We start from the raw sequence: 26,775 nt of genomic DNA, 5'->3' as shown, positions 1-26,775 counted from the left end.
GTCTTTGTCAGGTTATCAATTAGGGGAACAGGATCCGCACCTTATTTGGCCCAAGCAGGCTCTCAAGGGCAAACACCAACTCATCACTGGGATTGACTCGCCAATGTTCCGCTAACCTAAATTGGCCTTTGGCCTGCGCTTGACTGTAGTTAATCACCACAGGTACGGCACCATTGCGCCACGGGCTTATCGATTGCTCGATACTTTCGAGGACGCTTGGATTTAACTGCGAGGCGTCTAAATCGATTTCTAAGGCGCTGGCAAAGTGGCTGCGCGCCTCGCTGATATCGATAATATTGCGCGCCGTCATGCGGTTGCCACCGGCAAAATCATCGAAGCTGACTTCACCTTCACAGATCAGGATCCTGTCCTTCTCAAGTAGATGGTTAAACTTCTCAAAGGCTTCGGTAAAGAGCATCACTTCGAGGCGCGCACTCTTGTCATCTAGCGTCAGCAGGCCCATTTTCGAGCCACGCTTAGTGAGCATCACCCGAGTTGCAACCACAAGGCCTGCCGCCTTCACGGTTTTGCCGCGATCGGTTGGATGCACGTCCTTTAAGCGTCCAGAAGTGTAATGCTTAAGCTCTTTAAGGTATTGATTAATCGGGTGACCAGTTAAATATAGACCTAAGGTCTCACGCTCCCCTTCGAGCCAAATTTTATCGGGCCACGGAGTGCATTCGACAAACTGTTGCTTGCTGTCCTCAGGGTCACTGTTAAGCAAACCAAACATATCATGCTGACCAATGGCCTCGGCCTTCGCATGCTGATCGGCGGCGCTTATCGCCTCAGGCAAGGTGGCCATCATAGAGGCGCGGTGTGGCCCAAGCGCATCTAAGGCACCCGCGCAGATAAGCTTTTCAATCACCCGTTTGTTAAGTTTTTTAAGATCGATACGGGCGCAAAAGTCGAATAAATCTTTAAAGGGACCGTCCTTACGCGCCTCAAGAATCGACTCAACCGGCCCCTCACCCACACCTTTGATGGCGCCGATGCCGTAAACGATGCGTAGATCATCATCGACGGTAAACTTAAACAGACCTTTGTTCACATCCGGCGGGATAATGGTCAGTCCCATGCGCTCACATTCATCCACTAGAGTGACAATTTTGTCTGTGTTGTCCATATCGGCGGACATTACCGCCGCCATAAACTGCGACGGGAAGTGAGTCTTGAGCCACAGGGTTTGATAGGACACGAGCGCGTACGCAGCGGAGTGGGATTTGTTAAAGCCGTAGCCCGCAAACTTTTCCACTAAGTCGAAGATCTTCATCGCCAACTCGCCATCGACGCCGTTCTTAATCGCCCCTTCTTTAAAGGTACCGCGCTGTTTGGCCATCTCCTCGGGCTTTTTCTTACCCATAGCGCGGCGCAGCATGTCCGCGCCGCCTAAGGTATAACCCGATAGCACCTGCGCAATCTGCATCACCTGCTCTTGGTACAAAATAATGCCGTAGGTGGGCGACAACAGCTCCTTCAAGGATTCATGCTGGTATTGAGAATCAGGGTAAGACACCTCTTCACGACCATGCTTACGCTCGATAAAGTTATCCACCATGCCCGATTGCAGAGGCCCCGGGCGGAACAGTGCCACCAGTGCGATCATATCTTCGAAGCAGTCGGGTTGCAGACGCTTAATCAAATCCTTCATACCACGGGATTCGAGCTGGAATACCGCAGTGGTTTCATAGCGTTGCAGCAAGCGGAACGAAGCCGGGTCGTCTAGGGGAATCGCCTCAATCCGCACTGGTGGGCGGCCGTTTTTAACCTCCACCTTGTTGATCATCTCCAGCGCCCAGTCGACGATGGTGAGGGTTCTTAACCCTAAGAAGTCGAATTTGACTAAGCCGGCGGTTTCCACGTCGTTCTTATCGAACTGGGTTACCGGGTTTTTACCTTCGGCGTCGCAGTAAAGCGGCGAGAAGTCGGTGATCTTGGTGGGCGCAATCACCACGCCCCCCGCGTGCTTACCGGCGTTACGGGTCACCCCCTCGAGTTTACGACACATGTCGATAAGATCTTTCACATCCTCATCGGCATCGTAGGACTCCTGCAGCGCAGGTTCCACTTCAAAGGCCTTAGCGAGTGTCATGCCAGGCTCTGGCGGAATAAGCTTAGAAATGCGGTCCACAAAGCCATAGGGATGACCGAGTACACGGCCCACGTCGCGGATAACCGCCTTGGCCGCCATGGTACCGAAAGTAATGATCTGCGATACCGCCTCACGGCCGTAGAGTTCGGCCACGTGGTCAATCACCTCATCGCGTCTATCCATACAGAAGTCGACGTCGAAGTCGGGCATAGATACCCGCTCTGGGTTCAAGAAGCGTTCGAACAGTAGGTCAAATTCGAGGGGGTCTAAGTCGGTAATCTTAAGGGCATAGGCCACAAGCGAGCCCGCGCCCGAGCCACGACCCGGCCCCACGGGAATGCCGTTATCCTTACCCCACTGGATAAACTCCATTACGATAAGGAAGTAACCGGGGAAGCCCATCTGGTTGATAACCTTAAGCTCCACATCGAGACGATCGTCATATTCACCGCGGCGCTCGGCGCGCACTTGTGGATCGGGGAATAGGAACTCTAAACGCTCTTCAAGCCCCTTCTTAGAGCAATCAACCAGATAATCCTCAATCGACATATCGCCGGTGGGGAAGTTCGGTAAGAAGTATTCGTATAAGCGAATGGTAACGTTGCAGCGCTTGGCGATTTCAACGGTATTTTCGAGCGCGGCAGGAATGTCAGCAAACAGCTCGCACATTTCCTCTTCGCTACGAAGGTACTGCTGCTCGCTGTACTTTTTAGGACGGCGAGGATCGGCGAGCGTAAAACCATCGTGAATAGCAACGCGGATCTCATGGGCCTCGAAGTCTTCGGGTTTTAAAAACACTACCTGATTGGTGGCCACCACTGGGATGCCCTTTTCCTGCGCCAGTCCCACCGCCATGTGTAGGTAACGCTCCTCATCGGTGCGCCCCGTGCGCAATAACTCGAGGTAATAACGCCCTTCAAAATGCTGCTGATAAAACTCGCATAAGGACTCGACTTGGGTATTGTTGCCCTTAAGCAGTGCCTTACCGACGTCCCCTTCCCGACCGCCAGATAGCAGCAAAATGCCTTCGTTGTAGGTGACAAGCCATTCTTGGTCAATCACCACGCGCCCTTGAACATGGCCACGTAAATAGGCTTGGCTGATAATTTGAGTGAGATTTTGATAGCCATCATTATTCATCGCAATAATGGTTAAGGCGCAAAACTCGCCATCAAAACCCGGCACTTGCATCCAAAAGTCCGCGCCGATAATCGGCTTGATCCCCGCCCCATGGCAGCCACCATAAAACTTGACCAGACCACAGAGGTTGTTTTGATCCGTTAAGGCCACCGCAGCCATGCCCTTCGCCTCAACTTGAGCGAGGATGGGTTTGACCTTAGCCACACCATCGGACATAGAGAAGTCACTGTGGACACGAAGATGCACAAAACGAGGATCGGACATAATTAGAATTATCTTTGAATAGCAGGTTAACAATCACTAAAAAAGCAGACTAACAAAGTCACAGCCCTTGGGCTAGTGACTTTGCTCTCAAGCTGAAGTGAAAACACCCAATCGATGTTATCGCTCCAGTAATGCCTTGACGGGTTTGAAACTTTTACGATATTGGTCGAACACGCCGTGCTCGGCGATGGCGTCAAAATGCGCCTTAGTCGGATACCCCTTATGCTTAGCAAACCCATACTGGGGATAAGCGGCATCGAGGGCATCCATCTCCCGATCGCGGGTCACTTTGGCAATAATCGACGCCGCACTGATACTGGCAATCAGGCCATCACCTTTGACTATGCTATGACTGGTCAAAGACAGCCCTTGGTGCGTAAACGCCGGACTACGATTACCATCGACTAAAACTAACTCGGGCGCACGAGCAAGCCCTGCAACCGCGCGCTGCATCGCCAGCATTGTGGCATGGAGGATATTCAGCTCATCGATTTCCGAAGGTGTTGCCCGCCCCACATGATAGCTTAAAGCTTTTTCACAAATCTCATCGAACAAGGCCTCGCGGCGCTTCTCGGTGAGTTTTTTAGAGTCATTTAAGCCAGCAATAGGACGATTGGGATCGAGGATAACCGCAGCGGTGACAACATCGCCAACAAGCGGGCCACGGCCGACTTCATCCACGCCCGCTACTAAACCTGTTGAGAAGATGGCCATATCGGCGTCGGTCAACATCTTAAATACCGCCATTAGTTCACATCCTTAGCATCGACCAGTGCTAACACCGCCTCAGCCGCTTTTTGGCTGGCATCGCAGCGCAGCATTTGGTGCAAACGCTCAAACTCAGCTTTGATTGGCGCAAAGTCGCGGTTCAGCTCAACGCCAACCGCAGCGGCAATCTTCTCCGGCGTGCAATCGTGCTGGATAAGCTCTGGCACGACATCTCGCCCCGCTAACAGATTCGGCAAGGAGAAACGCTTCACCTGCATCATACGCTTAGCAATACGGTAGGTCATTGGACTCACGCGATACGCCACCACCATAGGACGTTTGATCAGCATGGCCTCAAGCGTTGCCGTGCCCGAGGCTAGCAAAATGCCATCGGCGGCGGCCATCACTTCGCGTGATTTGCCTTCCACCATATGGATTTCCAGATCCGGTGCATAGTCTTTTAACGCTTGCTCAAACTGCTCACGGCGCTTTTGATTCACTAAAGGCGTCACAAAGCGAATATCAGGAAATTGTTGTTTAATAAGCAATGCCGCCTTAACAAACGGCTCGGCCAATTGCTTTAACTCACCGCCACGGGAGCCGGGTAAAATGGCGAGGTATTCAGCTTCAGGATCGAGCTCAAGCAACTGACGAGCACTTGCCTTATCACTCTCTAACGGAATATCGTCTGCCAAGGTATGGCCAACAAAGGTGCAAGGCACCTGATGCTTATCATAAAAAGCTTTCTCAAAGGGTAATAACGACAACACCATATTGGTGGCCTTAGCGATTTTAAAAATACGCTTAGGGCGCCATGCCCATACCGAAGGGCTCACATAATGAACGGTTTTAATCCCCTGCGCCTTTAACTTAAGCTCGAGACCGATATTAAAATCCGGTGCATCGATACCGATAAAGCAATCGGGCTTAAGTTCGGTGATGGACTTAATCAGGGATGATCGCACATGGAGTAATCGCGGTAAGCGTGATAGCACTTCGACGATCCCCATCACGGCTAATTCTTCCATCGCGAACAGGGATTCGAAGCCTAAGGCTTCCATACGAGGTCCACCAATACCGACAAAACGGGCGTTGGGGTGTGTTTTTTGCAGTGCAGCCATTAAACCTGCACCTAAAATATCGCCGGAGAGTTCTCCGGCGACCATTGCAAACACTAATTGAGATTTTTTGCTCATAAACCAATCATATCTGACAAGTGAATGGCACCGCAGCGCATCTCTGCCATGGCATTATCTAAAGCAGAATATTACGAGCAGTGCCTATGAATGGCATAGTGTAGAGTCTAAGACTCTTAACGAATAATGCCGCGACCCGATGATTTAACAAACTCAATGAACGACTTAACTTGTTCATCGTTCTGCGCATCCTCGGCAAGCGCTTCAACCGCTTCGTCAACAGTTAAACTGCTGCGATATAAGGTTTTATAGGCACGACGCACCGCTAATTGGCTCTCCTTTGAGAAACCACGGCGTTTCATACCTTCGCTGTTTAAGCCACGGGGAATGGCAGGTTGTCCCGCCGCCATCACAAAGGGTGGCACATCCTGTAGCAGTAACGAACAACCCGCAGTAAAGGCATGGGCCCCGATATGCACAAACTGGTGAACGCCAGTCATACCTCCGAGAATCGCCCAGTCACCCACATGCACATGGCCCGCGATAGAGGCATTGTTAGCCATAATCACGTTATTACCAACCACACAGTCATGGGCGATATGCACGTAGTTCATAAACAGGTTGTTTGAGCCAATACGGGTTTCACTATTGTCTTGAACCGTACCACGGTGAATGGTCACATGCTCACGGATAACGTTGTTATCGCCAATAATGAGTCGAGTCGGCTCGCCAGCGTATTTCTTGTCTTGGCATTCTTCACCCACGGAGGCGAATTGGAAAATACGGTTGCCTTTACCGATAATGGTTGGGCCCTTCACCACTACGTGGGAACTTAACCAACAATCATCACCAATCTCGACACCCGCGCCCACATAACTCCATGGACCTATGGTGACGTTTTTACCAATTTTTGCATCGGGATGCACAAACGCTAATGTATCTATCACTGATTAATCTCTCTGCGGGCACACATGATTTCAGCGGAACAAACCACTTCACCATCCACTTTGGCCTCACCATAGAAAACGCCAATCCCGCGGCGCTCTTTAATCATTTTGACTTCAAAATGGATTTGGTCGCCGGGTTCAACCACACGTCTAAAACGCGCGTTATCGATACCAGCAAAATAGTACAACACACCTGGAGGCGGCACGTCATCGCTCATTGTTTTAAATGCGAGCAATCCAGTGGCCTGTGCCATAGCTTCTAAAATCAGCACGCCTGGCATAACAGGCTGAACAGGGAAATGCCCCTGGAAAAAGGGCTCATTAATCGTCACGTTTTTAATCGCATGGAGACTCTCACCTGGGGTGAAATCCAAAACGCGATCGATTAATAAAAATGGATATCTATGGGGTAGATACTTAAGGATCTCCGTAATATCCATAGTGTTCATTTGATTAGACACGAACCTAGTTCCTCAAAATTGCCTTGGGGCAATTACTCTGGTGTATTTGAATTCTTTTCCAACGTTTTCACGCGTTGGAACAGTTCATCCAATTGACGGAAGCGAACTGTATTTTTGCGCCACACTTTGTTTTCCATTGCCACTGTCGCAGAAGAATACAAACCAGGTTCACGCATGTTACCTGTAATGTTTGTCGCGCCAGAAAGATGGACACCGTCGGCAATGCTCAAGTGGCCTGCAATTGCGCAGTTACCACCAATAATACAGTGTTTACCAATAGTGACACTGCCAGCAATGGTCGTGCTGCCAGCGATCGCGGTATTTTCACCAATAATATCGTTATGGGCAACCTGTACTTGGTTGTCGATGATCACACCGTTGTGGATCTCGGTATGACCTAAAGCACCGCGGTCGATGGTTGAATTCGCACCGATTTCAACGCGATCACCGATACGGACACCACCAGTTTGCGGTATCTTAACCCACTGACCACGCTCATTAGCATAACCAAAACCGTCAGAACCAATAATGGCACCAGAATGAATAATACAATCTTGGCCTAAATGGACATTATGGTAGAGGGTCACATTGGCCCACAGACGGGTGTTAGAGCCTACGATGGAGTCTTGACCAATCACAGAGCCTGCACCAATTTGCACGTTTTGGCCGAGGATCACATTCGCGCCAATCACCACATTGGCACCAATTGCCACCCCTTCGCCTAACTGGGCTGATGGATCGATTTGTGCCGAAGGATGGATACCCACAGCCGCTTTGGGCGTAGTATCTAAAAACTGTGCCACACGGGCAAACCCTACATAGGGATCTTTTACGACTAACGCAGTGCCTGAGTAGTCCTGCGCGTCTTTAGCCGACAATAACACCGCACTCGCTTGAGTTGACTCAAGCTGAGCACGGTATTTGCTGTTGGCTAAAAAAGAGATTTGACCAGATTTGGCATGTTCAAGTGTCGCAACGCTGTTGATCACTAACGTTTCATCGCCCTGAACAACGCCGTCTAATAACAGGCTTAGCTCTTTTAAAGTCACACTTTTCATTAATTACTTGCCTTTGCTTAAGGCTTCAACCACTTTGCCACTAATGTCAGCATTTGGCTTAACATAAATCACGGCACCACGCTGTAAAACTAAATCGTATTTTTCTTTTTCAGCGATAGTGTTAATGGCTTTTTGCACCTTAACTAACAGTTTGTTTTGCTCTTCACCTTGGCGACGACGTAGGTCTTCATCCAACGCTTTACCTTTCAACTGATATTCAGATTTTAACGCTTCCATCTTGCGAACCAGCTCGGTTTTTTGCGTGTCATTCATTAACGCGCCATCACGTTGCTGCTTCTCCATCAGAGAGCGCATTTCTTCTTGCATTTTCTGAACTTCAGACATGCGATCACCAAACTCAGATTTGAGAGATTGAGTGATTTGCTCACGTTGAGGTAACTGTTCAAATACAGCGCCCATATCAACAACAGCAATATTTTCTGCCTGCGCCGCTAAAGGTGCACCTAATAAAGCCAACGTCACCAGGGCACGGTTTACCATCTTGTTCAAAATAGACTCCTTGTTACCTTTGTTATATTCAGCAAAACCTGCCGAGTGTATGCCTTTTAAAAAGTTTTGCCAATATTGAACGAGAAGATCTCTGTTTGATCGCCTTCGTATTCTTTAATCGGCCACGCCAAGCTGAATACCATTGGTCCCATAGGAGACAACCACTGTAAGCTTAAACCCCAAGAGGCTCTGATACGGCCAGGATCGCTGTAGTCCTGCAACTTATCAAACTCTTCCGCTGGCAGCGTTTGATACTTAGCAAAATCGAACTCAGTATCCCATACGTTACCCGCATCAATGAAGAAGCTGGTACGAACAGAGTTAGTGTAAGCCTCATCCAAGAATGGCGTTGGCACAATCAGCTCCATACTGGCCGTTGCAATGGCGTTACCACCGATTGAACGACCAGAACTGACCTGAATACTATTTGGATCGCCCGGTAAGCTACAACCGTCACCCGATGGATCAGGCGCACAAGGCTCACTGCCTCGGTAGAGATAGAATGAACGCGGACCAACCGAGTTAGACTTAAAGCCACGTAGTGAACTACTTCCACCTGAATAGTAGTTTTCCCAGAATGGCAGGATTTGGTCATTATCATTAAATTGACCATAGCCGTTGCCATAACCTAAACGACCGCGCGCTAACAGCACAAAACTGTGGCTGCGGTTGATGGGGAAATAGAAGTTGGTATCGAAATCAGTCTTAAAGTACTGCAGATCTGAGCCTGGTACTGTCATTTTACCGCTTAAACGCTGCGACGAACCATCCGTTGGGAAGGTGCCGCGGTTTAAGGTACTGCGATACCAACCTAAACTCAGCTCGAAGTTATCAAAACTTAAGTCGGCATTTGGATCATCTTCACGGTAAATATTGTAAAAACGCAGCGCCTGTTCATAGGCTGAAATTTCTGAAATCGTATTATGGCGGTAGCCAATACCACCGTTGATACGGTTGTACTCGTTAATTGGGAAGCCAGAGTTTAATGCCACACCATAGGAGCTATTTTTGTAGCGTTCAAGGTTGGCCTCGTTCGCATCAAACTCGTTCCAGTAAACGCTGCCACCTAAGCTCACTCCATCTTTGGTCCAGTAAGGATCGGTGTAAGATAAGTTAACGTTTTTAGAGTACTTGTTGGTGCTTAAACTCACGCCCGCTTGATTACCTGTACCGAGGAAGTTATTTTGCTGCACACCAAACTGCAGACTTAAACCAGATTCGGTACCGTAACCCACACCCGCGTTGAATGAGCCTGAAGGCTGCTCTTTAACCTTCACGGCCACATCGACTAAATCGTCGGTACCTGGCACTTGAATGGTTTCGGTATCAACGGTTTCGAAGAAGCCTAAACGGTTTAGACGGGCTTTAGATTGCTCAACCTGCGCCGAGTTTAACCAAGCACCTTCCATCTGACGCAGCTCGCGGCGCATCACTTCATCTTTAGTGACTGTGTTGCCCGTAAAGTTGATGGAGCGAACATACACACGTTTACCCGGCTTGATATTGATGTTTAAGGTCACTTCCTTAGTTTTATCATCAATTTCAGGGTAGGTTTTGACTTCAGGGTACGCGTAACCAAAACGGCCTAAGTACTTGCTGTACATCTCTTCGGTGAAGGTCACATCACCACCGTTGTACATATCGCCCGCCTTAATTGGCAGAATCGATTTCATTAACTCTTCACGGCCCATTAAGTCGCCGGTGAGGTTAACGTCTTTAACCTTGTACTTCTCACCTTCGTTGACGTTGATGGTGATATACAAACCTTTACGGTCAGGCGTCATCGCCACTTGAGTCGAGGTGACTTCAAAGCGAATATAACCCTTGTTGTGGTAATAGGTTTTAATGGTTTCAAGGTCGGCTTGCAACTTTTGCTTCTGGTAACGACGCTCACCGAACAGATCCCACCAGGCCACGTAGTCTTTAAGCTCTAACATGCCGATAAGCTCGGCATCAGTGAACTCTTTGTTGCCAACCACGTTAATTTGGCGAATTTCAGCCGCTAAACCTTCAGTGAACTTGAATTTGAGTTCGACACGGTTACGGGGTAAGTTAATCACCTGCGCTTCGACTTTCGCGCCGTATTTACCTACACCGTAGTAGAAGTCTTGTAATCCCTTCTCGATGCCCGTCAGCATAGTACGGTCTAAGGACTCGCCGACTTTCACGCCTGAGCCGTCCAGACTTTCCTGTAACTGCTCATCTTTAATGTCTTTGTTGCCTTCAAAGGTCACGGCACTGATCGTTGGTCGCTCAGTGACTTTGACAATCAACACACCGCCATCATGACTGACTGAGATGTTCTCAAAGTTAGTCGATGCGTACAGGCTTTTAATGGCTTGTTGAATTTTTAACTGGTCAACAGTGTCACCCACTTTCACTGGTAAGCTTAACAAGGCAGCACCCAGTGCGACTCGCTGCAAACCTTCAACTTGGATGTCGGTCACTTCAAAGGGTTGGAAAGTATCCGCCAACACAGTCCCTGAAAACGACGCACCGACGAATAACATCGAGGCAAAAAGTTTATTCAATCTCATAGAGCACTTCTAATTATTAGTCTGTCCTTGCTCAGAGTCGGGCAAAGTCATTGAAGAGCGCGATGCTCATCAACATCAGCAGCAATGCTGCCCCAAATCTGAATCCTATTTCCTGCACCTTTTCAGACACAGGTTTACCAGTGATTACCTCAACGAAGTAATACAGCAGGTGTCCCCCATCGAGCACAGGCAATGGCAGCAGGTTAATGATGCCTAAATTGACACTGATAAGCGCGAGGAAACCGAGAAAGTAAACCAAGCCATAGTTTGCACTATTGCCCGCACCCTGTGCGATTGAGATAGGTCCACTTAAGTTTTTCACTGACACATCGCCAGTAAATAATTTGCCAATCATCTTAAAGCTCACAGCAACAAGTTGCCATGTTTTATCGGCTGCGATAGCAAAAGATTCGATTGGGCCATATTCGAGTTGCAGGCGCATATTCTCAGGCCACTGTGCCTGAGCAGGGCTCACCCCGAGCACGCCTACCTCTTTGCCATCACTATTTTTAACACTTGCAGGTGTCACGGAGATGGCAAACTGCTCGCCATTACGGCGCACTGTTAACTCCACAGGCACATTGGCAGAATGTTGAATAATGTCAACAAAAGCTTGCCAATCGGTGTAATTTTGGCCATTGATGGCAACCAAGGTATCACCGACCTTCAGGTCACTCTTAGCCGCCGCACTGCCTTCGCTGATGAGCGCAATTTGTGGCTCAATCGCAGGGCGATACACGCCCAGACCCAACGCTGTAATTGGCGACTCTTTTTCTGGGTCGAAACGCCACTCGCGGGTATCAAGGGTGTAAGTGCGAGCTGTGGTGTCTAAACCCTGCAAGCCATTTAGCGGCGCAAGGGAGACGGTTAAGCTGTCATCGCCGATATGGCCAACTAGCGCTAAATTCACTTCTTCCCAATTGCGTACAGGCTGGCCAGAAATTGCCGTCACTTGCATCGGCTCATTCACTTGGATTTGCGCCGCCGCTGTGCCAGGTGTGGTTGAGGTAATCACAGGCTTGAGCGATGGCACGCCAATTATATACATTAAATACAGTGCGATAATTGCAAAGATAAAGTTTGCAATCGGACCTGCGGCTACAATCGCAATCCGTTGCCATACACTTTTACGGTTAAAGGCTTGGTCCTTTAACTCATCGGGTACGTCTTCTACTCGTTCATCAAGCATTTTGACATAACCGCCTAACGGGATCATGGCGATGACGTACTCAGTGCCATCTTGACCTACTTTGCGCCAAATCGCCTTACCAAAACCAATCGAGAAACGTTCAACCTTCACGCCACAGCGGCGTGCAACATAGAAATGGCCGTATTCGTGGGCGGTGATAAGCAGCCCAAGCGCAACGATAAACGAACCTAAGTTCCACAAAAAATCTAACATTCCACTCCTTATGTCATCGTCAAATTCGCTTATTCCTCATCTATGGGAATTAAGCCAATTTCGCTAACTGTTCGCGGGCATATATCCGCGTTTGCGCATCGAGGGCGATAATATCATCGATGCTGGTCATCGCCCGTTTAGGCACTGATGATAAACAAGCTTCATTCACCTTAGCGATATGGGTAAAACCAATCTGCCCCTGTAAAAATGCCTCAACGGCGATTTCATTGGCGGCATTGAGTACCGTAGTTGCTTCTTGGCCTTGGGCACAAGCGGCGATCGCTAACGCCAAACAAGGAAAGCGATTAAAGTCCGGCTCACAAAAGCTTAACTGTCCGACTTTGAAAAAATCCAAAGGTTCAACGCCAGAGCTAATTCTTTGTGGATAGGACATACAATGTGCAATCGGTGTACGCATATCCGGGTTACCCATTTGCGCGATCACACTGCCATCGCGGTATTGCACCATCGAATGGATAACGCTCTGCGGATGAATAACCACCTTTAATTGGTCTTTCTGGGTATTAAACAACCAGCGCGCTTCAATAAACTCCAAGCCCTTATTCATCATAGTGGCGGAGTCGACTGAAATTTTCGGCCCCATCGACCAGTTTGGATGTTTACAGGCCTGTGCTGGCGTCATCGATGCAAGGCTTGCAAGCTCCGCGGTCAAGAAGGGGCCGCCCGAGCCGGTCAGTAAAATATGGGAAATTCCCGATGCGCCTAAATCACAGCGGCCCAAATTGGCCTGCACTTCTTCGGGTAAGCATTGGAAAATCGCATTGTGCTCACTATCAACCGGCAATAGAGTCGCGCCGGAGGCTTTAGTGGCCTCAATAAAGAGTTCACCTGACATCACCAAGGCTTCTTTATTGGCAAGCAATACACGCTTACCCGCCTTGACGGCGGCTAAGGTGGGCACAAGCCCCGCTGCGCCGACGATAGCGGCCATCACAGTATCCACTTCAGTGGCTGTGACTAAGGCGATGAGTTCATCCTCACCGCTACTGACTTGGATATTAAGCTCGGGGGGAAGCTTGGCTTGTAGCGCTAATGCGGCCTGACTATCGACCATATGGGCGACTTGGGGGCGATGGGTCACACACAGGGCGAGCATCTTATCGACACTCGCATTCGCCACTAAAGCGTAAACACGATAGGCATCGGGATTAGCCGAAATCACACTTAAAGTGCTGGCACCAATCGACCCAGTTGCGCCCAAAATCACCATATTTTGCATAGCGTTACATCCAAAATGCAATGTAGATTAAGGTAAACACCGGCAAGGCCGCAGTGAGGCTGTCGATGCGATCGAGTACGCCACCATGCCCAGGTAGAATCGTGCCAGAGTCTTTGATGCAGGCGGCACGCTTAAACATACTCTCGGATAAATCGCCAAGCGCCGAAATCAGTGCCACGAAAATGGTAACCGCAACCACTAACCCTAATTCCTGCTCAGGTGAAATATACATCACGCCAGCGACAACAATCAGTGTTGTCATCAGGCCGCCCAATAAACCCTCTAGAGTTTTAGCAGGGCTCACCGCAGGCATCAGCTTGGTCTTGCCGACCGCTTTACCGACAAAATACGCGCCCGAATCGGCCGCCCAGACAATCAGCATCACCAGTAATACCAATGATGCGCCATAGTAAGGCGATATATGCGAACTAATGGATTTGAGTGCAATCAGCGCCACAAAACACGGCACTAAGGTGAGTTGTCCAAACATGGACTTTAGCATCGGGTTCTTTTGCCAGAGTTTGGCACTCTTAGGGTAAGTGACCACCAACAGCAGTGACACTATCCACCAGAATGCGCCGATGGCAATCACGGCAAGATAGATAGGATGAATTTGTCCCCTAAGCCAAATGGTGTCGGCGGGAACAATTAAATTCAAGGCGATAAGTAAAATACCGACGGTGCAAGTAAAACTCCATTGAGTCACATCACATTGACTATCGATGATCCTGCCCCACTCCTTAGCGGCAATCAGAAACACGGCCACTAAGGCCCAAGCAAAGTCTCTACGGGGAGTAAAAAGATCGCTCCCAAAACTAATGGAATTAACCAAATTGCTGTTATTATACGTTGTTTTAGCAAAAAAAATCCCTCATGACGTTTTACAATGCGCGCATCTCATCAATTTGACTTCCGGTCAAACCAAAACGGCGCTGGCGACTGGCAAAAGTAGCAATCGCTTCATGAAAAGCCTGTTCATCAAAATCAGGCCAAAGGGTGTCCATAAACACCAATTCAGCATAGGCAGCCTGCCAGAGCACAAAATTGCTGATCCGGTAATCCCCACCCGTACGGATCATTAAATCAACTTCACTCTGATTTTGCATGCACAAATGTTCACTCAAGGCTTCTTCGGTGAACTGACTGCTGGTCATTTCGCCATTTTCCACCTTTTCAGCTAACTTTTGCGCTGCTTGCAGTATGTCCCAACGGCCACCGTAATTGGCCGCTACATTCAATATCAATCCACTATTGCCTGCAGTTTTTTCTTCTGCGGCACGAATTTGTTTTTGTAAACGCGCAGAAAAACGGCTGATATCGCCGATGATATTCAATCGGACTTGGTTTTTATCGAGTAACTTAATTTCCCGTTGTAACACGGTAAAAAACAATTCCATCAGCAAGCTGACTTCTTTATCGGGTCTACGCCAATTCTCGCTGGAAAACGCAAATAGCGTCAGCGATTGTATCCCTAACTGACTGGCCGCACTCACCGCACGTCTCACCGCCTTTACGCCGGCTTTATGCCCCATCACTCGTGGTTTGCCCTGGGTTTGAGCCCAACGTCCATTACCATCCATAATAATCGCAACATGTTTAGGTAATGACTGTTTAACGAGTTCGGGTAATACCTCCGGTAAGCTTGTCTGAGCACAAGCATCCTGCTCAGTTGACCTAGATTGCGGATCAAATTCCACTGTGGATGACATCTATTACAACCCTTTAAAATAGACAAACGCCGTGTAGTATACCCCTACACGGCGTAGCAACTCTAGCTTATAGCGCCTGAGATTAGACTTCCATCAACTCAATTTCTTTAGCCGCTAAAATCTCATCGACCTTCTTAATGTGAGCATCGGTGAACTTTTGCACTTCGTCTTCAAAGCGACGAACATCATCTTCAGTACATTCTTTGGCTTTTTCGAGTTTCTTCACTTCAGAAATCGCGTCACGACGTACGTTACGAATCGCCACACGGCCGCCTTCGGCTTCTGCACGAACCACTTTGATAAAGTCTTTACGACGTTCTTCAGTCAGTGCGGGTAATGGAATACGTAAGGTTGCGCCAGCTGACATTGGGTTTAAGCCAAGGTCTGAGCTCATAATCGCTTTCTCAACCGCTTGGATTGCACTACGGTCGAATACAGTCACAGACAGAGTACGCGCATCTTCAATACCCACGTTCGCCACTTGGTTCAGCGGGGTCATAGTGCCGTAGTAAGACACTTGGATAGAGTCCAGTAAGCTTGGGTGTGCACGACCAGTACGTACTTTCGCCATTTGGTTCTTAGTCGCTTCTACGCATTTACCCATGCGTTCTTGAGCATCTTTTTTAATATCTGCAATCACGTTAAATGTCCTTCTTGGTCATTAAATAACTTATTTCGCTTTGATCAATGTGCCTTCTTCTTCACCCATGACCACGCGGCGTAGTGCACCAGGTTTGTTCATGTTGAATACTAGGATTGGCATGTCATGATCACGCGCCATCGTAAAGGCTGCTAAGTCCATTACTTTTAATTCTTTGTCCAGTACTTCAGTGTACGATAATTCATCGTACTTCACTGCTTCTGGATTTTTCATCGGGTCGTCAGAATAAACGCCGTCAACTTTAGTGCCTTTTAGCACGACTTCTGCTTCGATTTCAATGCCGCGTAAGCAAGCAGCAGAATCGGTAGTGCAGAATGGGTTACCAGTACCCGCAGCAAAAATCACTACACGGCCTGATTTTAATAAGCTGATAGCCTCAGCCCAATTGTAGTCGTCGCATACCCCTTTTAACGGGATTGCCGACATCAGACGAGCATTAACATAGGCACGGTGCAGGGCATCACGCATGGCCAAGCCGTTCATAACCGTTGCCAGCATACCCATGTGATCGCCCACCACACGGTTCATGCCCGCTTTTGCTAGGCCTTCACCGCGAAATAGATTACCACCACCAATGACCACACCCACCTGAATGCCTAACTCTACCAGCTCTTTCACTTCTTGAGCCATGCGATCTAACACTTTAGGGTCGATGCCGAAGCCTTCGTCGCCCATCAGTGCCTCGCCACTTAATTTTAGAAGAATGCGTCTAAATGCAGGTTTTGGATTGGTGCTCATATTTTTTTGTCCTGGTCATAACAAGACCGCAGCCATTGCTGCGGTCTTGGGGGTATTTAGCGTTGGCGATTAAGCCTTTTTAGAAGCGGCGATTTGAGCAGCAACTTCAGCTGCGAAATCTTCTTCTTTCTTCTCAATACCTTCACCCACTTCTAAACGAATGAAGTTAGTGACTTTAGCGCCTTTCTCTTTCAAGAATTCGCCAACAGTTTTCTTTGGTTCCATGATGTAAGCTTGACCAGTCAGAGAGATCTCACCGGTGAACTTCTTCATACGACCAACAACCATTTTCTCTGCGATTTCAGCAGGCTTGCCTTCATTCATAGAGATTTCGATTTGCAGAGCTTGTTCACGAGCAACTACGTCTGCTGGAACGTCTTCTGGGTTAACGTATTCTGGCTTAGAAGCAGCAACGTGCATTGCTAAGTGCTTCAGAGTTTCCTCATCCGCTTCACCAGTTACTACAACACCAATACGCTCACCGTGACGGTAAGAAGCTAATTGAGTGCCGTCGATGTACTCAACGCGACGAACGTTGATGTTTTCACCGATTTTAGCAACCAGAGCAACACGGGCTTCTTCGAATTGGGCTTTTAAGTCTTCTAAAGACACTTTAGACGCTGCAGCAACGTCTAAAACAGCGTTAGCAAAACCTAAGAAGTTCGCATCTTTAGCAACGAAGTCAGTTTGGCAGTTTACTTCTAACAGTACTGCGAAACCTTCACCGTTTTTGATCAGGATAGTACCGTCAGCAGCGATGTTACCTGCTTTCTTAGCAGCTTTAGCAGCACCAGACTTACGCATGTTGTCAATTGCTAACTCCATGTCGCCGTTGGTTTCTTCTAACGCTTTTTTACAATCCATCATGCCTGCGCCAGTACGCTCGCGCAGTTCTTTAACTTGGGCAGCAGAAATTGCCATTGTTAAATCCTCTCTAAAAATTCGACTAATTTGCAGATATAAAACAGGGGCCGAATGGCCCCTGTTAACCAATCAAAATCTTGGTTAATAAGGGTGATGAAACTCATCCCGCCTTATTATTATTCGGCTTCTACGAAACCGTCTTGCTCAGCTTGAACAGCTAAATCTTGACCACGGCCAGCGTTAGCAGCTGCAGCAACAGAAGTAGTGTACAGGCGAATAGCGCGCATTGCGTCGTCGTTACCAGGAACGATGTAGTTAACACCGTCTGGAGCAGAGTTAGTATCAACAACTGCAACAACAGGGATACCCAGGTTGTTAGCTTCTTTAATAGCGATATGCTCGTGGTCAGCGCCGATAACGAATAATACGTCTGGCAGGCCGCCCATGTTCTTAATACCGCCTAAAGATTTTTCCAGCTTTTCAAGCTCACGAGTACGCATCAGCGCTTCTTTCTTGGTCAGCTTGTCGAAAGTACCGTCTACTGATTGGCTTTCCAGTTCTTTCAGACGTTTGATTGACTGACGAACGGTTTTCCAGTTAGTCAGCATACCGCCTAACCAGCGGTGATCAACGTAGTACTGATCGCAAGAAATAGCAGCTTCTTTGATCGCTTCGCCAGCAGCACGTTTAGTACCAACGAATAATACTTTACCTTTCTTTGAAGCAACGTTGCTGATGAAAGCCAGTGCTTCATTGAACATTGGCACAGTATGCTCTAGGTTGATGATGTGAACGCCGTTGCGAGCACCGAAAATGAATGGCTTCATTTTTGGGTTCCAGTAACGGGTTTGGTGACCGAAGTGGACACCGGCCTGGAGCATATCGCGCATTGAAACTGTAGTCATTTCTATTACCTTAAAATTTAGGGGGTTAGACCTCCACGTATCCCATGTCTTCGACCCCGCAGTTAACAGCTGAGGGCACCCCGAAGAATGTGTCGACACGTGTGTGATTTAGTATTTAGATAAATTGCCATGTATAATGGCCGCCATCTTTAGTCTTGCCTTGAGTTAAGATAAGCAAAAGCTGACCTTATACATCCTGCAAGACTTAAACATAACGGCGCGCTTTATACCATAAATAGCCCTAAAGCACAAATTTTTGCATCGGGTAGATGCCGCCAATAGACATCGAAGACACAAGAGAAAACGCAATGAGTATAGTCATTAAGACAGCAGAAGAAATCGAGAAAATGCGCGCAGCGGGTAAGCTGGCCGCACAAGTATTAGAAATGATCGCACCTTATGTTAAGGCTGGCGTGAGCACTAATGAACTAAACGATATCTGCGCCAAATATACCGAAGAGCAAGGCGCGATTTCTGCCCCGCTCAACTACCATGGTTTTCCTAAGTCGATTTGTACTTCGTTAAACAACGTTATTTGCCATGGTATTCCGAGTGACCGCGTTCTCAAGGATGGCGATATTCTCAATATCGATATCACAGTCATCAAAGACGGTTACCACGGTGATACCTCTAAAATGTTCTTAATCGGTGAAGTCAGCCCTAAGGACAAACGCCTGTGCCGTATCGCGCAAGAGAGTTTATACCTGGCCATTCGTAAGGTTCGCCCGGGGTTAAAACTGGGAGAAATCGGCAATACTATCGAAAAATTCATCAAAGCCAGCAAAACAGGTCTTGAGAAATATTCCATCGTGCAAGATTATTGTGGTCACGGTATTGGTGCCGGGTTCCATGAAGAGCCGCAAGTCATGCACTACCGTAATGGCGATAACACCATTTTACGCCCTGGCATGTGTTTTACCATTGAGCCGATGATCAACGCTGGTCGCCACACCACAGTGTTAGACCGTGACGATAAGTGGACTGTCACCACCTCCGATGGTAAAAACTCTGCCCAATGGGAACATACATTATTAGTGACCGAAACCGGTGTAGAAGTCCTGACTCTGCGTGATGAAGAAGACTTCCCGCGTATCATTAATCACTAAGCGACATACTTAGTACGTTAGGACTCAGAGGATTACTGAACACCTAACTCATCCAAACAAGGGACTCGATGAATACAGCTCTGCTAGCTAAACAATCATTAATCGAACAGAATCAAACGCTTTTAGCAAGATTCAAGGCCAAAACCCCGATTGAAGAGCTAGTGACGCAGCGCTGTCAGTTCGTCGATTCCCTCGTCAAACAGGCCTGGCAACAGCACGGTCTGGACCAATATCCTATCGCCTTGATAGCCGTTGGCGGCTATGGTCGCGGCGAGTTACATCCGCACTCGGATGTCGATTTATTATTCCTGTTCGAAGGTGAGTTATCGCAGGCGGCTGAAACCGCACTGAGCGAATTTATCGCCTTTTTATGGGACGCCAGCCTTGAAATTGGCCACAGTGTTCGCACCCTCAGCGATACCTTAAATCTGGGTCGAGAAGACATTACCATCGCCACTAACCTGCTCGAGGCTCGGCTACTCTCAGGCCCAGAATCCCTGTTTGATCAACTCTATGACGCCATCCGCCAGAGCGACTTTTGGACGTCGAGCCAGTTCTTTATCGCCAAACGAGATGAACAAACGGCCCGCCATGCCAAGGCGAGCGCCTTCGATCTTGAGCCCAACATCAAAAGCTGCCCAGGCGGCCTGCGGGACATTCAAACCATCGCCTGGGTTGCCATGCGCCACTTTGGCGCCTCACGCCTAGAAGAACTGGTTCAATACGAATTTTTAGAACCCGCCGAGTTAGAAGAGCTGCTCGAGTGTCAGCATTTTCTGTGGAAGCTGCGCTTTGCCCTGCATATGGCGGTCGGGCGCGATGAAAATCGCCTGCTGTTCGATGTTCAGCGCCAAGTAGCCGAGCTGATGGGTTATGAAGACGCCACTCAACTTGCCGTTGAGCAGATGATGAAACGCTACTATCGCACGGTACGCCGGGTGATGGAGCTGAACGAAATGCTGCTGCAACTGTTTAAGCGGGCGACTCTTGGCCAAACCAAGGCCTTAGAAATTCAAGCGATTGACAATAACTATCAACGCCGCGGTGCCTTTATCGAGGCCCTAAGGGACGATTTATTCGATAGTGGCGAAGAAATTGTACGCCTCTTTGTCCATGTCGCTAAAAACTCCAATATTAAAGGCATTTATGCGCCGACACTGAGATCGCTAAGGCGCGCACGCCGAGCACAGCTGCAACCCTTGCAGGAAAATCCGCAGTGCCGCCAAGCCTTTATGGAAATCTTAAAACATCCTCGTGGCATCGCGGCCTTATCGCTGATGCATAAGCACGGGGTGCTGTCGGCCTATTTGCCCGCATGGCGCAATATCGAAGGCCAAATGCAGTTTGACCTGTTCCATGCCTATACGGTGGATGAACACACCCACAGATTGCTGCTCAACATCGAGCGCTTCTCACAGCCGGAGCAGAAGGAAGAGTTTCCTCTAGGCTCAGTGCTTATCAATCAGTTACCGAAAAAAGGTTTGTTGGTACTCGGCGCAATTTTCCATGATATCGCCAAGGGCCGCGGCGGCGATCACAGCAAGCTTGGCTCAAGTGATGCCCTCGCCTTCTGTAAGCTCCACGGCTTGAACGACCACGATGGCCGCTTAGTCGCTTGGCTGGTCGAAAATCACTTAGTGATGTCGGTAACTGCCCAACGCCGCGATATTTCCGATCCCGATGTGGTGGCCGACTTTGCCAGCAAAGTGCGCGATGCGGTGCATTTAAGTTATTTATATTGCTTAACCGTCGCCGATATCTGCGCCACCAACGAGAAGACCTGGAACAACTGGAAAGGCTCACTGCTGCGTGACTTGTATTTCTCCACCCAAAGGGTGCTGGCGCGGGGGAAAGAAAAACCCGTCGATATCCGCGCGCGGGTGCGCGAATACCAAGCCAAGGCCAAGAAAGACCTGCTTCGCCGTGGCGTGAAAGAAAAAGATTTAGATACCCTCTGGCAACGCTTTAAGGCCGACTACTTTTTGCGCCACCAGCCGAATCAGGTCGCTTGGCATGCCGAAGCTATCCTTAAGCATAAACAGCTAGATGAGCCACTGGTGCTGGTGTCCAAACACACCACACGCGGCGGCACAGAGCTCTTTGTCTACTGTCAGGACAGGCCTAAGCTGTTCGCCACCGTGATGGCGGTGCTCGACAATAAAAACATCAACGTCCACGACGCTAACATTATGACGTCGAAGGATAATTACGCCCTTGACACCTTCGTTATCCTCGAGCAAGACGGCGCCCCCGTGAGCCAACTCTCACGCATTCAGAGTATCCGTAAGGCCCTTGAAAAGGCGCTTGCGAGCGATAACCCTAAGCTGCCACGCTTTAGAAAGCTGTCACGCAAGATGAAACCTTTTAATGTTCCCACTCAGGTGAGTTTCCTTGAGAGTAACCGTCATGGTACAAGTATGATGGAACTCATCGCCTTGGATACGCCGGGATTATTAGCTAAAGTGGGCGATATTTTTTATCGCTGCAACACGACCTTGCTGGCCGCCAAAATCACCACCATTGGCGAGCGAGCCGAAGACTTTTTTATTTTGCAAACCAATGATGGCTTGCAACTCAATGAAACCCAAGAGAACACGCTCAAGGAAGCCTTGATTAGCGCGCTGAGCGCCATCAACACAGAGTCAACCAATTAACCAAAACGGGAGAAGTAAATGGAGGCTTTACGCCAACGTATTGAGGCCGCATTTGAAGCGCGTGCCGACATCACACCAAGCACTGTTGACGCAAGCGTGCGTAACGATGTGCAAAATGTCATCAATATGCTCGATAAAGGTGAACTGCGCGTCGCCGAGAAAATCGATGGCCAATGGCATGTACATCAATGGTTGAAGAAGGCGGTATTACTGTCATTCCGTATTTTCGATAACGCGGTTATCGATGGTGCCGAAACCAAATATTTCGATAAAGTACCGTTAAAGTTCGCCGAGTATGACGAAGCCCGCTTTAAAGCCGAAGCCATCCGTGTGGTGCCATCGGCAACCGTACGTAAAGGCTCTTTTATCGGTAAAAACACTGTGTTAATGCCTTCTTACGTGAACCTTGGCGCCTACGTTGACGAAGGCACTATGGTTGACACTTGGGCAACCGTTGGCTCATGTGCGCAAATCGGTAAGAACGTGCACTTATCTGGCGGTGTTGGCATCGGTGGCGTACTCGAGCCGCTGCAAGCGGGTCCGACCATTATTGAAGACAACTGCTTTATCGGCGCACGCTCTGAGATTGTCGAAGGCGTTGTTGTTGAAGAAGGCTCTGTGATTTCAATGGGCGTTTATATCGGCCAAAGCACCCGTATCTATGACCGTGAAACGGGCGAAATCCACTATGGCCGCGTACCAGCTGGCTCGGTCGTAGTATCGGGTAACCTGCCATCGGCTTGCGGTAAATACAGCCTATACGCTGCGATTATCGTTAAAAAAGTGGATGCGAAAACCCGCGGTAAAGTGGGTATCAACGAACTGTTACGTATCGTCGATTAAGCCATATTCATGCTGTACACCATGCCAAAATGCCAAGCTAATGCTTGGCATTTTTTATGGTAAAAACACACTCCAAAGGGCTCAAAGACACATCAAGTTACACCGAGACACACTCTGTTCCCAACCCCACATTTAGATACACTTCTGCGGCCAAATCCCTCTGCAAGGCCGGTAAAAACAGACTTTACTCAAAGGGTCTACTCACCCGTCAAGGAGCTAAAGATGAAAGCAACATTGGTAAAATTGGGCGGTGCCGCCCTACTCTGCACTATAGGAATAGGCTCAAACGCTTTTGCCGCCATGGATCCACAGTTAGAAAATACTTTAGTGGCGGTTTGTAAGGCTGGAGCCAGTAATAATCTGATCTCATTTAGCAACACTATGCAGGAATACCGCATCAACCAAGCTCGGATATTCCCTCGTTTGGTCTGTAACGGCGAAAGCTTCCATCAGTTCGCCCTCAGCCAAGGCGCAGACAAAACCGCTAAACGTATTGGCCGTTATGTACAAGGTACTGTCACCATCAAAGATATCGCCCAAAATTCAATGGATGAGGTGTATGCCGTTAATTTTTAATTTGAACGTCACGGTAAGATTAGGCGTCAATTTGACGCCTTTTTATTGCTATCGATTTAAGGGATGAACGATTAATGACGATTTGGAGCACATGCGGCAGACACCTTGGGTTCAGTTCATGTAGCCAACGCAGATAAATCCAAACAAAGTTGTCAAATCAACCGCTCCGCCTCTTGGCGGTCCTTATTGGCCATGGCGATGGTTCGCCAACCAATCACACCTATCGCATGCTGAGCTTTATTCACCACGACCAAAAACTCAGTATCCATTTGGTTAAGCAGCTGCAAGGCATCTTCAGAGGTGGCGACATCGCTAATCAAAGGCACTGAGTGCTCCATAATTTGATGGGCTTTTTTTCGCAGGAATGCCCTGTCGTGTTCCCGCTCCGCCGCAGTGCCAATCAAGGGGCTAAGCCAATAATCGACAAGGCGCTGAGTGATCACACCGATGATTTTATGGCTCTCATCGAGCACCACCGCCACCTTGGCATGGGCCGCAGTTAATAAACGTTTGACATCGGCAAGCTCATGGTCGAGTGTCACAGACACCACAGGATCCAATACCGCAGCGCCGACATGGTCACTGATACTCAGCTCTCGATTGATTAAAATCTCTAAGCAAGTATCGACAATTTTTGCGTCAAACAAGCTGCCTCGACCTGCTTTTAATACCTCAGTCATTTTAGCCAACCCCATAGAAGGACGATAAGGGCGATGGGACAAGATAGAGTCGGCCACATCGGCCACGGCAATGATCTTAGCCTCATAAAGGATCGCTTTATCCTTCAAGCCTAAGGGATAACCCGAGCCATCGAGCCGCTCGTGGTGCTGCAAAATCATCTGCTTAATCGGCCAAGGGAATTCCACATCAGCAACAATTTCGGCCCCATGCAACGGATGAGTTTGGATTAATGCGTACTCTTCTTTAGATAATTTAGAGGGTTTAGTCAAAATCTGCGACGGGATCGCAAGCTTACCAATATCGTGTACCAGCGCACCGATTTTAAGCCCTTCTAATCGCTGCGGTTCAAGCCCGAGTTTTTCACCAATCAAATAGCTTAACTGGGCAACCGATTTTTGGTGCCCAGCGGTATAGGCATCCTTTAATTCCAGCGCCTCCGAAATCGCGCTGATAAGCTGGGTCAAGGATTGGGATAACTGCTCCTTTTGCGCCTTGATGATTTTTGATTGGCGCGACACCGCCCGCAGACTGCGGGGAAGCTCAATCGAATGCCATAAAATACTCGCGAAGGTCAGGAGCGAACGGGCATCATTGCGGCTATAGGGCTCGTCTCGCCCCACGACACACACTATCCCGGCTAAGCGGTTATGGAACACCATAGGCACAGCAAGATAGCGCTCCCCCAGCAGTAAGCGGTCAAACAACAAATTATCTGGCCGATTATCCGCTAACGTATTCTCAATAATGGGTTTGTAATCTTTAACACACTCCTGCCATAACTGACTTTCCAGCTCTGAGGCTTGGGTATTTTCTTCGACAAATTCGGCCTGATTGACCTTAGGCGCGGGATAGTCCGAACGGGCCGCGAGGGTGAGTGACTTGGATTTATCGTTATGCAGTAAAATAAAACCGTAGCGACTGTTCATCAACGCAATCGCCTTTGCGACAGCGACCTTAAACACTTGTTCCTGTGGAGATTGGATTACATCATCAATATGTTGCAACCAAGCATCGCTCGCTTGAATCGCTTGGCGATAATCGGCATGCAGTCCTTTGAGTGGCCATTCTTCGAAATTGATTTCTGAGAGGAAGAGTTGCCAGCCCAGCTCAGGAATAGCGTACAGGGCAAAATGCACCCGCATGCCCTGATTATCCCGCAGTACCAGCCCGATGTAGTTATCGGTACGTTGAAGAATATCGCGGCAAAGTTCGGCATTAAATTCAGTGAATAACTGACAAATCGGCTGATTGATGATCTGTGCCGCCGAGCGATGGCAACACTGATAAAACGCCCGGCTCATGCACTGCACCCGAAACTGACTATCTAGCCGTGCCCAAGACAAAGGTAAATCCTCGGGCAGGTCTTTTATTCCTATAATGAGGCTACGGCTCATAGACATCAAACACCCCTTCCATGATGGATGCACTGGCCGAACAACAATCCCAAATCAAGTGCTTGAGGTTCAGCTCAAGGTACAGCAACTAGGTGATCACGTCTTAAATATTGCAAGTAACCTTACTGATAGCAAGCCCAAGGCAGCCTGTTAATCCTAAAGTCTTAATCGGCAAGTCCGCAGCTATATTTCAAGTTAATACAAGCAAGTTAGCCTTAAAAAACAATGGTTTTATTACCGTAAACCACCACTTGCTCATTCAGCACTAGCTGTAACGCTTTACTGAGGACGCTTTTTTCGACATCGCGCCCCGCTTTGGCCATTTCAAGCGCGCTATAACTGTGATCGACGGGGATCACGTCCTGCTTAATGATCGGTCCTTCATCGAGGCAATTATTCACAAAATGCGCCGTCGCACCGATGATTTTTACCCCTCGCTCCCAGGCTTGGCGATAAGGTGCTGCACCAATAAAGGCTGGTAAGAAAGAATGATGGATATTGATGATACGGTTTGGATATTCGGCAACAAAATCCGGCGTCAGCACCCGCATATATTTTGCGAGCACTAAATAATCGGGCGTGTATTGTGACACGGCGGCCAATAACGCTTGCTCATGCTGAATTCTGTCGAGCCCTTCGTGGCTCACGAGATGAAAAGGAATATCGAATTTTTCAACCAATTCCCTTAACACATCATGGTTACCCACCACGGCAGCTATCTCAACATTCAAGCCGCCATAGTAAGCCTTCATCAGCAGATCGCCCAAACAATGGGCTTCTTTTGTAACTAACACGACGATGCGCTTTTTGCCTGCGCTGACTAAGGTCATATGGTTTTGGGCGGGTAACACCTCACGCAGATCCTGCAATAATTGCTCGCTGTTAAAGTGCCCTTCGAGCTCAGTACGCATAAAAAATCGCCCCTGAGCATTATCCACAAACTCACTGTTTTTAATGATGTTAAGCTGATGATTGAAGCAAACACTGGTGATTTTGGCGATAAGCCCTTGGGCATCGGCGCAATCTGTCATCAGGATTTTACGTGCTAAGGCGGGTTGTGCGTTCGATACTACTTCATGCTGTGACTGCAAAATCTGATCTCCTCTATGGTCCCTTATTTGAGTGTGCCATAGCCCATTCACTCACACA

21 protein-coding genes and 1 pseudogene are annotated in these 26,775 nt (G+C 48.6%); 4 read left to right on the top strand and 18 right to left on the bottom strand.

The features are described 5' to 3' along the window. Positions 1 to 19: 19 nt before the first annotated feature. The 16 genes and pseudogenes from dnaE to rpsB form a co-directional block, all read right to left on the bottom strand. Positions 20 to 3,496 carry a DNA polymerase III subunit alpha gene (gene dnaE, locus ACUZ8J_RS07015; RefSeq protein ID WP_374922086.1) on the bottom strand — a complete coding sequence of 1,159 codons (3,477 nt, stop codon included), beginning with the start codon at positions 3,494 to 3,496 and terminating at the stop codon, positions 20 to 22. Positions 3,497 to 3,613: 117 nt separating this feature from the next. Next, positions 3,614 to 4,243: a ribonuclease HII gene (rnhB, locus tag ACUZ8J_RS07010; RefSeq protein WP_446693431.1), complete on the bottom strand. Its 630-nt coding sequence runs from the start codon at positions 4,241 to 4,243 to the stop codon at positions 3,614 to 3,616. Continuing rightward, complete coding sequence (lpxB, locus tag ACUZ8J_RS07005; RefSeq protein ID WP_446693430.1) at positions 4,243 to 5,400, bottom strand: lipid-A-disaccharide synthase; 1,158 nt, start codon at positions 5,398 to 5,400, stop codon at positions 4,243 to 4,245. Before lpxB ends, rnhB begins: the two co-directional genes overlap by 1 nt. A 116-nt stretch (positions 5,401 to 5,516) precedes the next feature. After that, positions 5,517 to 6,287, bottom strand: coding sequence for an acyl-ACP--UDP-N-acetylglucosamine O-acyltransferase (lpxA, locus tag ACUZ8J_RS07000; RefSeq protein ID WP_023267394.1), 771 nt, complete (start codon positions 6,285 to 6,287; stop codon positions 5,517 to 5,519). Then, complete coding sequence (gene fabZ, locus ACUZ8J_RS06995) at positions 6,284 to 6,748, bottom strand: 3-hydroxyacyl-ACP dehydratase FabZ (RefSeq protein ID WP_039978282.1); 465 nt, start codon at positions 6,746 to 6,748, stop codon at positions 6,284 to 6,286. Before fabZ ends, lpxA begins: the two co-directional genes overlap by 4 nt. Before the next feature lie 32 nt (positions 6,749 to 6,780). Next, positions 6,781 to 7,806 (bottom strand): UDP-3-O-(3-hydroxymyristoyl)glucosamine N-acyltransferase, encoded by a 1,026-nt coding sequence (lpxD, locus tag ACUZ8J_RS06990; RefSeq protein ID WP_446693429.1) that lies wholly within the window; start codon positions 7,804 to 7,806, stop codon positions 6,781 to 6,783. A 3-nt stretch (positions 7,807 to 7,809) separates the two neighbouring features. Then, positions 7,810 to 8,307 (bottom strand): OmpH family outer membrane protein, encoded by a 498-nt coding sequence (locus tag ACUZ8J_RS06985; RefSeq protein ID WP_023267391.1) that lies wholly within the window; start codon positions 8,305 to 8,307, stop codon positions 7,810 to 7,812. A 65-nt stretch (positions 8,308 to 8,372) separates the two neighbouring features. After that, positions 8,373 to 10,853, bottom strand: coding sequence for an outer membrane protein assembly factor BamA (gene bamA / locus ACUZ8J_RS06980; RefSeq protein ID WP_446693428.1), 2,481 nt, complete (start codon positions 10,851 to 10,853; stop codon positions 8,373 to 8,375). 31 nt (positions 10,854 to 10,884) lie between these two features. Next, a complete protein-coding gene (gene rseP, locus ACUZ8J_RS06975; RefSeq protein WP_446693427.1) occupies positions 10,885 to 12,255 on the bottom strand; it encodes a sigma E protease regulator RseP in 1,371 nt (456 codons plus the stop codon). A 49-nt stretch (positions 12,256 to 12,304) separates the two neighbouring features. Further along, positions 12,305 to 13,495, bottom strand: a complete 1,191-nt coding sequence (ispC, locus tag ACUZ8J_RS06970) for a 1-deoxy-D-xylulose-5-phosphate reductoisomerase (protein ID WP_446693426.1) — start codon at positions 13,493 to 13,495, stop codon at positions 12,305 to 12,307. A 4-nt stretch (positions 13,496 to 13,499) separates the two neighbouring features. After that, positions 13,500 to 14,356, bottom strand: a pseudogene (locus ACUZ8J_RS06965) (phosphatidate cytidylyltransferase). A 20-nt stretch (positions 14,357 to 14,376) separates the two neighbouring features. Next, on the bottom strand, positions 14,377 to 15,204 hold the full coding sequence (gene uppS, locus ACUZ8J_RS06960) for a polyprenyl diphosphate synthase (RefSeq protein ID WP_011623389.1): 828 nt from the start codon (positions 15,202 to 15,204) through the stop codon (positions 14,377 to 14,379). Between the two features lie 82 nt (positions 15,205 to 15,286). Beyond that, positions 15,287 to 15,844 (bottom strand): ribosome recycling factor, encoded by a 558-nt coding sequence (gene frr, locus ACUZ8J_RS06955; RefSeq protein ID WP_011717689.1) that lies wholly within the window; start codon positions 15,842 to 15,844, stop codon positions 15,287 to 15,289. A gap of 30 nt (positions 15,845 to 15,874) precedes the next feature. Further along, positions 15,875 to 16,603, bottom strand: coding sequence for a UMP kinase (pyrH, locus tag ACUZ8J_RS06950; RefSeq protein WP_011717690.1), 729 nt, complete (start codon positions 16,601 to 16,603; stop codon positions 15,875 to 15,877). A gap of 69 nt (positions 16,604 to 16,672) precedes the next feature. After that, positions 16,673 to 17,524, bottom strand: a complete 852-nt coding sequence (gene tsf / locus ACUZ8J_RS06945; RefSeq protein ID WP_011623392.1) for a translation elongation factor Ts — start codon at positions 17,522 to 17,524, stop codon at positions 16,673 to 16,675. Between the two features lie 119 nt (positions 17,525 to 17,643). Beyond that, positions 17,644 to 18,372, bottom strand: a complete 729-nt coding sequence (rpsB, locus tag ACUZ8J_RS06940; RefSeq protein WP_011071784.1) for a 30S ribosomal protein S2 — start codon at positions 18,370 to 18,372, stop codon at positions 17,644 to 17,646. Between the two features lie 308 nt (positions 18,373 to 18,680). Here rpsB and map point away from each other — a divergent pair, with 308 nt between their 5' ends. The 4 genes from map to ACUZ8J_RS06920 all read left to right on the top strand — a co-directional run bounded on the left by map (position 18,681) and on the right by ACUZ8J_RS06920 (position 23,551). After that, complete coding sequence (map, locus tag ACUZ8J_RS06935) at positions 18,681 to 19,478, top strand: type I methionyl aminopeptidase (protein WP_041408815.1); 798 nt, start codon at positions 18,681 to 18,683, stop codon at positions 19,476 to 19,478. A 68-nt stretch (positions 19,479 to 19,546) separates the two neighbouring features. Next, complete coding sequence (gene glnD / locus ACUZ8J_RS06930; protein ID WP_011626709.1) at positions 19,547 to 22,132, top strand: bifunctional uridylyltransferase/uridylyl-removing protein GlnD; 2,586 nt, start codon at positions 19,547 to 19,549, stop codon at positions 22,130 to 22,132. Positions 22,133 to 22,150: 18 nt separating this feature from the next. Then, on the top strand, positions 22,151 to 22,975 hold the full coding sequence (gene dapD, locus ACUZ8J_RS06925) for a 2,3,4,5-tetrahydropyridine-2,6-dicarboxylate N-succinyltransferase (protein ID WP_011623395.1): 825 nt from the start codon (positions 22,151 to 22,153) through the stop codon (positions 22,973 to 22,975). 222 nt (positions 22,976 to 23,197) lie between these two features. Continuing rightward, positions 23,198 to 23,551 carry a DUF3718 domain-containing protein gene (locus ACUZ8J_RS06920; RefSeq protein WP_011626710.1) on the top strand — a complete coding sequence of 118 codons (354 nt, stop codon included), beginning with the start codon at positions 23,198 to 23,200 and terminating at the stop codon, positions 23,549 to 23,551. Between the two features lie 152 nt (positions 23,552 to 23,703). Here the strand turns inward: ACUZ8J_RS06920 and ACUZ8J_RS06915 are convergent, their stop codons facing one another. Together ACUZ8J_RS06915 and purU are read right to left on the bottom strand one after the other, a co-directional pair. Beyond that, entirely contained in the window at positions 23,704 to 25,632 is a 1,929-nt protein-coding gene (locus ACUZ8J_RS06915) for an HD domain-containing phosphohydrolase (protein WP_446693425.1), read from the bottom strand. Positions 25,633 to 25,841: 209 nt separating this feature from the next. Next, positions 25,842 to 26,717 carry a formyltetrahydrofolate deformylase gene (purU, locus tag ACUZ8J_RS06910; protein ID WP_257748892.1) on the bottom strand — a complete coding sequence of 292 codons (876 nt, stop codon included), beginning with the start codon at positions 26,715 to 26,717 and terminating at the stop codon, positions 25,842 to 25,844. Positions 26,718 to 26,775 lie beyond the last annotated feature (58 nt).

The organism is Shewanella sp. Koi 1, assembly GCF_052907445.1.
Note: the sequence above shows the minus strand (reverse complement) of the source record. Positions and strands in the feature narration are given on the sequence as shown.